This is a genomic window from Acinetobacter sp. 5862, from assembly GCF_024494585.1.
Lineage (GTDB): Bacteria > Pseudomonadota > Gammaproteobacteria > Pseudomonadales > Moraxellaceae > Acinetobacter.
In genome coordinates this window covers 86,691-94,393 of record NZ_JANHGP010000058.1, presented here as the reverse complement: position 1 = coordinate 94,393, position 7,703 = coordinate 86,691, and the positions used below count along the sequence as shown (strand labels likewise).

7 protein-coding genes are annotated in these 7,703 nt (G+C 36.3%); 4 read left to right on the top strand and 3 right to left on the bottom strand.

Annotated elements, in window-relative coordinates; all coding sequences use genetic code 11:
- Window positions 1-542, top strand: a 542-nt coding sequence (locus NO346_RS11795) for an integrase core domain-containing protein (RefSeq protein ID WP_256415272.1), incomplete at its 5' end; no start/stop codon positions are given.
- Between the two features lie 112 nt (window positions 543-654).
- Here the strand turns inward: NO346_RS11795 and NO346_RS11790 are convergent.
- From NO346_RS11790 to NO346_RS11780, 3 genes are all read right to left on the bottom strand, one after another.
- The gene (locus NO346_RS11790; protein WP_256415271.1) at window positions 655-2,181 is read right to left on the bottom strand and encodes an ATP-dependent endonuclease; all 1,527 of its coding nucleotides are present in this window, start codon (window positions 2,179-2,181) and stop codon (window positions 655-657) included.
- 91 nt (window positions 2,182-2,272) lie between these two features.
- On the bottom strand, window positions 2,273-4,333 hold the full coding sequence (gene metG / locus NO346_RS11785) for a methionine--tRNA ligase (RefSeq protein ID WP_256415270.1): 2,061 nt from the start codon (window positions 4,331-4,333) through the stop codon (window positions 2,273-2,275).
- A 101-nt stretch (window positions 4,334-4,434) separates the two neighbouring features.
- The gene (locus NO346_RS11780; protein ID WP_256415269.1) at window positions 4,435-4,932 is read right to left on the bottom strand and encodes a hypothetical protein; all 498 of its coding nucleotides are present in this window, start codon (window positions 4,930-4,932) and stop codon (window positions 4,435-4,437) included.
- 107 nt (window positions 4,933-5,039) lie between these two features.
- On the opposite strand from NO346_RS11780, the gene NO346_RS11775 reads away from it, so the two are divergent.
- From NO346_RS11775 to apbC, 3 genes are all read left to right on the top strand, one after another.
- On the top strand, window positions 5,040-5,576 hold the full coding sequence (locus tag NO346_RS11775; protein ID WP_256415268.1) for a GNAT family N-acetyltransferase: 537 nt from the start codon (window positions 5,040-5,042) through the stop codon (window positions 5,574-5,576).
- Between the two features lie 190 nt (window positions 5,577-5,766).
- Window positions 5,767-6,303 (top strand): hypothetical protein, encoded by a 537-nt coding sequence (locus NO346_RS11770; protein ID WP_178882715.1) that lies wholly within the window; start codon window positions 5,767-5,769, stop codon window positions 6,301-6,303.
- Between the two features lie 160 nt (window positions 6,304-6,463).
- A complete protein-coding gene (gene apbC, locus NO346_RS11765) occupies window positions 6,464-7,693 on the top strand; it encodes an iron-sulfur cluster carrier protein ApbC (RefSeq protein ID WP_256415267.1) in 1,230 nt (409 codons plus the stop codon).
- The last annotated feature ends 10 nt before the right edge of the window (window positions 7,694-7,703 follow it).

Below are 7,703 nucleotides of genomic sequence, written 5' to 3'. Positions count from 1 at the left end.
GCGCGCAAGACACCTTTTATGTCGGGAATCTCAAAGGTGTTGGACGAATCTACCAACAAACATTCATCGACACTTATAGCAAGGTCGTTCATTGCAAGCTTTATACAACAAAAACACCGATTACAGCGGCTGATTTACTCAATGATCGTGTGTTGCCATTCTATCAATCTCAGGACTTACCAATGCTTCGCATCCTCACAGACAGAGGTACTGAGTATTGCGGTAAGGTAGAACAACATGACTATGAGTTATATCTGGCAGTCAATGATATTGATCACACGAAGACAAAAGCAGCTTCCCCGCAAACAAATGGTATATGTGAGCGTTTCCATAAGACGATTTTGCAGGAGTTCTATCAAATTACGTTTAGGAAGAAGCTTTATAGCTCATTGGAAGAATTACAAGTTGATCTAGACGATTGGCTGAAATTCTATAATACTGAACGGACTCATCAAGGAAAAATGTGCTGTGGTCGTACACCACTTGAAACTTTACTTGATGGAAAACGGATTTGGGCTGGGAAGAATTTAGCTCAAATTTAACCTGACAGGCACAATAAAAAATGGGTAACTGTCAGATCAGGTTTGAGCTAGTACAACTTAAGAATAGAGTTAGGCAGAGTAGTTTTAGAGTTTTCATAGGATTTCTCATTCATCATAATTCTTGTGAAAATAGCTCATAAACTTCGAAAATAAAACTTGATAATTCGTTTAAGTAATTTTCACCTTGAGGGGTGTTTTTGAATATATTCCAACAACAATTAAAAACTTCTTCTTCATCTGTTAATGCTGAGTTTTCAATTATTGATTGAAAGAAATAATGATTATTTACGTTGTCAAGATAGTACTGAATAGCTACGTTAGGATGAGAAGCTAAGTAAAAGCGAGTTAAAAATTTTTCGGGTGATTCATTTGAATATATGAAGTGTAAATTTTGATGTGCTGGATAAAGAGGTTGTGAATTACGATTTTGTTTTAATCTCATATCTCCATCTAATATACAAGCATATCCTGATCTGATTTTCTTCAAAGGATATGTGTCCATCTGAGACTTGAAAATTTTGTAAACATCATCTGCCGATCCTATTGGTATGATATTAATTAACTCATTAAGTTTTTGAATATCATTCTGTTCGGCACAAAAAAGTATACCTTTCATAATTATTTTTTTTGCAATTTTATCTTCACAATAAAGATCTATTAACGGAAATGACTTAGCATCCATTTTAGTCAATGCGGCACTAACACTAATATTGTTAATTGCTCTGTATTCTGAAGTATGTGTTTTTTCAATGAAAATTCTAGATTCAGGATTTACTTCATCTAAAATTGTTGAAGAATGGGATGTTATAATAAATTGTTTTTTTTCATTTCTACTGATATCTCGAATAACATCCATCAATCTTCGTTGTACTTTTGGATGAAGCCCCATTTCAATTTCATCAATAAGAATTAAAGATTTTTCATTAGCTTCAATTATATCGATTAAAATACGAGTTAAAACATCCTCACCCGTAGCCGTATTAAAGCTAGAGTACTCAAAAGAATTTGTGTAGTTAAAAACATCTTTATCATTTACCTTAGCAATACCTGTAATACTAAACTGTTGCTCTAGGATATGTGAAAGATAGTGTTCTAACTTGCTTTTCATTTGCGGAGATAAATTGTCAACACTGCCTCTTTTAGCCACATTAAAAACTTTAGCAGTAAAAAAACGTGCTGGCAGTATTCTATCTAGATCAATAAATACAACATCACGGAAATTAAATTGAGATTCTTTTTTACCAACACCATTCCATTTATTTGTGAGAGCTTTTCTTTGCCCACGTTTGCGTTCAAATTTTATACCTTTACGATAATTAATATAATATGTCCAATCCTCAAGTTGTTTATCATGATTTGTAAATTTCATTAGAGAGCTCCAAGTATTTCTCTCTAAATTCCCATTTGTTGGATTTCGACGCATAAATTTTTCATGACTACAAGCTATAGCCATTAAAACAGTTGTCTTCCCCGAGCGATTTGTTCCAGAAATAACAGAGATTGGATGCTGAAAATCTAAATTCAAGTGAGGGATATGTCTAAATCTTTCAAATTCTATATTTTTTAGAAAAAATGGATATAGATTATGGTCATCAATATTTACATTAGAAAAAAAATCATTGTTGGAGTTAATGTTCATATTTTTGGATAGTATCAATCTTATTTTTATTATAGATTAACTTTATTAAAAAAGTTAGCCCTAACAATAAGTTAAGGCTAACATAAAATTCTTAAGACACTTTATCACCAGCTTTAGCACCAGATTCAGGTGAAATCACCCAAACCCCTTCACCATTACCCGCTGCAAGTACCATACCGTTAGAAATACCAAAACGCATTTTACGTGGTGCAAGGTTAGCGACCATCACCACTAATTTGCCTTTTAAATCTTCAGGCTGATAAAACTCACGAATACCACTAAACACATTGCGTGGTTCAGCTTCACCTACATTTAACGTGAGTTGAAGTAATTTATCAGAACCTTCTACCGTTGCAGCTTCTAAAACTTCAGCTACACGTAGGTCAACTTTCATAAAGTCTTCAATACCAATGATCTCTGCTTCACCTACTTTAGGTTCAACTTTCGCAGGTGCAGTTTTTTTCTCTTTCTTTTTCTCAACTTTTACAGGTTCAGCCGCAGCCGCTAAAGAGTCTTTAGATGCATCAACCATGGCTGCAACTGCTTTAGGATCAACACGCTGCATCAGTGGTTGGAATTGTGCAATTTTGTATGCAACGAGGATTTGCTGACGTGATGCAAAGTCAAAGCTTTCAAGTTGTAAGAAAGATTGAACTTGAGCCGCAAGTGTTGGAAGCACTGGAGCTAAGTAAATCGCAAGCTGACGGAATAAGTTGATACCAACTGAGCAAACATCATGAACTTGTTGTTCTTGACCTTCTTGCTTCGCAAGCGCCCACGGTTTTTTCTCATCAATATATTGATTCGCTTTGTCCGCAAGAGCCATGATTTCACGAATAGCAGCAGAGAATTCACGAGCTTCATAGGCTTGAGCAATTGAGTCGCCCGCATCAATAAAGCTTTGAACCAATTCAGATTCAGCGCATGTGCTTGAAAGTGTATTATTGAAATTGCTGTTAATGAATTTTGCACAACGGCTGGCAATATTCACTACTTTACCGACAAGGTCAGAATTCACTTTTTGTACGAAGTCATCTAAATTCAAATCTGAATCTTCAACTTTGTCAGAAAGCTTAGACGCAAAGTAATAACGTAAATATTCAGGATTCAAGTGCTGTAAATAAGTTTCAGCTTTAATGAATGTACCGCGAGACTTCGACATCTTCTGACCATTCACTGTCAAGAAACCATTTACGAATAAACCAGATGGCGTGCGGTAGTTCGCACCTTCAAGCATTGCAGGCCAGAACAGTGCATGGAAGTAAACAATGTCTTTACCAATGAAGTGATAAACTTCTTTGTCGCTGTCTTTTTTCCAGAAATCATCAAAGCTTAGATCAGGACGTTTAGTTTTGATGTAGTTTTCAAAACTCGACATATAACCAATTGGAGCATCTACCCAAACATAGAAATATTTGTTTGGAGCATCTGGAATTTCAAAACCGAAATAAGGCGCATCACGCGAAATATCCCAATCTGATAAACCTGATTCAAACCATTCATCTAGCTTGTTGGCAATAGACAAGGGTAAACGACCTTGATCACGTGTCCATTTCTGTAAGTATTCTGAGAAATTAGGTAGTTTAAAGAAATAGTGATCTGATGATTTCTCAACTGGCGTTGCACCACTCAATGTTGAGCGTGGGTTTAATAACTCAGTCGCGTTATAAGTTGTACCGCAGACTTCACATGAGTCGCCATATTGATCTTCTGCTTTACATTTCGGGCACGTGCCTTTAATGAAACGATCAGACAAGAACATGCCTTTTTCAGGATCAAATAATTGTGTGACAGGGCGAACAGCGATATTGCCTGCTTCACGGTTTTTAATATAAATCTCAGATGCACGTGCTTTGTTTGCATCGCTATGAGTTGAATCATAATGATCGAAATGCACACCAAAACCATCAAAATCACGAATGTGTTCTTTCTGAACATTGGCAATTTGCGCTTCAGGGCTGATGCCATTCGCTTCAGCACGTAACATAATCGCTGTACCATGAGCATCATCCGCACATACGTAAGTCACGTCATGACCCATTGCACGCATCGCACGAACCCAAATATCTGCTTGGATATAACCGAGTAAGTGACCCATATGGATAGGACCATTGGCATAAGGAAGGGCATTGGTGACTAAAATTTTACGCACGGATATTGTTCTCTCATTCGTATTTACAAGGCAAATGATTTTACATGACTTAAGAGCGACTTGCACAAGGGAATCGGTGAAATCTTTTTAATCCTATAGGATCACATACTCTGCATTTGTTTAACCGTTACGCTTTGCTTAGAGTTCTTTCTTAAAGAGATGATTTTTCCTTTTGATAAGAAATGAATGTGATAGCTCTTTAAGCGATTGGTTTTTGGATCAACTGTAATTTCAGCAAATAAAGGTGTTTGCCAAATTTCATCACTTCCTAAAGTACCTAACCAAGCCTGAGCTTTAATTACAGCGGTAAATTCATCTTTAACTTGTAGATCGCTAATACTTAATTCACTGCACCAATGAACGGTCTTTGGAAATTCAACTTTTGAAAATTTCCAACAAATTGAAAGTGCTAAGCTTGTTGCAATTCCAGCATAATCGTTGCTTTCATTATGAATCACAGGAAGTAATTGTTCTGCCAAATCTCCTTCAAAAGAATCAATCATGTTTTGAATTCTTTTTTTACTCGACAGGATATAGTTCAGTCGCTTTTGTTGAGCTTGCAGTTCATGTTGAATTTCTAGAAGTTCATTTTCATTCATAGATAAAGCTTTATAAGTCAGGTTAATTTCACGATAGCGAAAAAGTATATCTGAACTATTTCTGTATATTGTGAATAGTTTTTAATTGAAATTTGATAGTTGTAAAAATGATCGAAACACCAAGACTGATTTTACGTCAATGGTTAGAAACAGATTATTTACCTTTTGCAGAGATGAGCGCTAATCCAGAGCTTATGCGGTATTTTGCAAAAGTTCTAACTCGTGCTGAAAGCAATACTTATATTGATAAATTAAAAGCAATCATTCAAAAACAAGGTTGGGGTTTTTGGGCAGCGGAATTCAAAGAAACCCAACAATTTATTGGTTTTGTGGGTTTACATGATCAACCCACACAATTTTCATTTTCTCCTTGCATTGAAATTGGTTGGCGCTTAGGTCAAGCTTTTTGGGGGAAGGGTTATGCGCCAGAAGCGGCAAATGCTGCTTTAGCTTTTGCTTTTGATCAGTTAAAACTAGAAAAAGTTGTATCTTTTACCACCCTAGATAATAAAAAATCTCAAAAGGTGATGGAGAAGATAAAAATGAGAAAGATCACTGAATTTCAACATCCTGTTTTAGATATCGATCATCCATTAAGCTGGCACGTACTGTATGAAATATCTAAACAGGAATTTAAAGGGTAAAACTGCTGTTATTCTTTTATATGATTTTTATATCTAAAAATTCAAAAGGTTACCGAACAGAAATGATTTGAATCTTCCTGTATCCCATTTGTTTCAATTTGCAGCAATTCCTCTAAATATCCGCAGAATCTTGTATAACTATAACTGAAAGCAACAGTAATTTATTACGATATAACAAGAGGAACAAGACATGAGTAATGACAAAATTGATCAGTTAAAAGAGTTCGCATCAAAAGACTTGGAGCAAACTAAAACAGATTTACAGCAAGTCAAAGATAAAGTCAGCGAACTTGGAAATGACATCAAGCAGAAAGGTCAGGAAACTGTCGAAGACGTTAAAAACTTTGCAGCTAAAGATCTTGATCAAACGAAAGCTGATCTGCAACAAGCAAAAGATAAAGCGAATGAGTTGAAGCAAAAGGGTGAGCAAACTTTAGATGATTTAAAAACAAATGCAACGGATCAGTATGGTGAGGGTAAAGCTGCTTTATCTGCTAAAGCAGATGAGCTGAAAGAAAAATTGGCAGATACTCAGCATGCAGCCAAAGAGAAATTAGATCATTTAAAACAAGAAGCAAGCCATAAGTTAGAAGATGCCAAAGCAAAAGCTGCTGAACTAAAAGATGAAGCTACTGCTAAGCTTGAAGATCTAAAAGCTCAAGCGAGCCATAAACTGGATGATTTAAAGAAAGCTGCAACAGATACATTAAATAAATTCAAAGGTTAATCTTTTGATGACTATTTAACATCACGCTTATACTCAGAGAAGAAAACACGTTCATAAAAAATGAGCAATTATCTTCTCTGATGTGAGCGTCCAATCTTCAATACTGCTAAACTAGCCAAACTCAGTGATATATTGATCATCTGTTTTTGGAGTAAACAAAATGTCGTGGCTTTCTTCCTTAAAATCTGTTTTTTCACCAGCACAAGAAGTGAAGGAAGATGAAATTCAAACTGTTTTACAAAATTATGTGCTGCCACATTCTGAAAATGCATTAAAAGATCGTATCAGCCAAGTGAATGTACAAGGTCGGATTTTACAACTCACGATTAATACTTTTCCTCAAGAAAAAGATCACTTACAACAGATTCACGACGAACTCGCTGAAGCTCTGGAAAAATGCGGTATCCAAGAGTTAAATTTACATATTATCCAACAAAAACATGCAGCGCATGGTGAAGCAGGTCATAGCTACTCATCGAAGCCAAAAGCAGAAAATAGCAATTTACCACCTGTAATGGATGCTTCTCCTAAAGCGGAAGTCGATCCCAATAATCCACCGATTCAAAAAGCTGCGCCACAACAACGAGATGTTGCTCCACATCCACGTATTCAAAACGTAATCTTGGTTTCATCGGGTAAAGGTGGTGTAGGTAAATCAACCACAACTGTGAATCTTGCGCTCGCATTGCAAAAACTCGGTTTAAAAGTTGGGGTGTTGGATGCAGATATTTATGGTCCAAGTATTCCAACTATGTTGGGCAATGCTGGTCGCACACCTCAGATTGAAAATGAACATTTTGTTCCTTTAGATGCTTATGGTATGGCCGTGATTTCAATCGGTCATTTGATTGGTGCGCATAACACTCCTGTAGCATGGCGTGGCCCTAAAGCCACTGGCGCATTGATGCAGTTATTTAATCAAACTCTGTGGCCAGATTTGGATGTATTGGTTATCGACATGCCACCAGGTACTGGCGATATTCAATTAACGCTTGCACAGCGTATCCCAGTGACTGGTGCGGTAATTGTTACTACACCGCAAAATGTTGCCTTAATGGATGCGGTAAAAGGGATTGAATTATTCAATAAAGTGAATATTCCTGTACTCGGTGTGATTGAGAATATGTCAACACATGTTTGTTCTAACTGTGGACATGAAGAGCAAATATTTGGTACGGGTGGTGGTGATCAGCTTTCTGAACAATATGACATACCTTTACTAGGTCGTTTACCTTTAGATGCAAAAATCCGAGAGAATGCCGATAATGGTAAACCAAGTGTCATCGCACAAGATGTCGCTTCTGAAAGCTATATCAATATTGCGGAAAGTGTCTTAAAACAGCTGGAAAAACTTCCAAAACGTCAGCGTGATGAAAATCGTATTTTCTAAATTTGAAAAG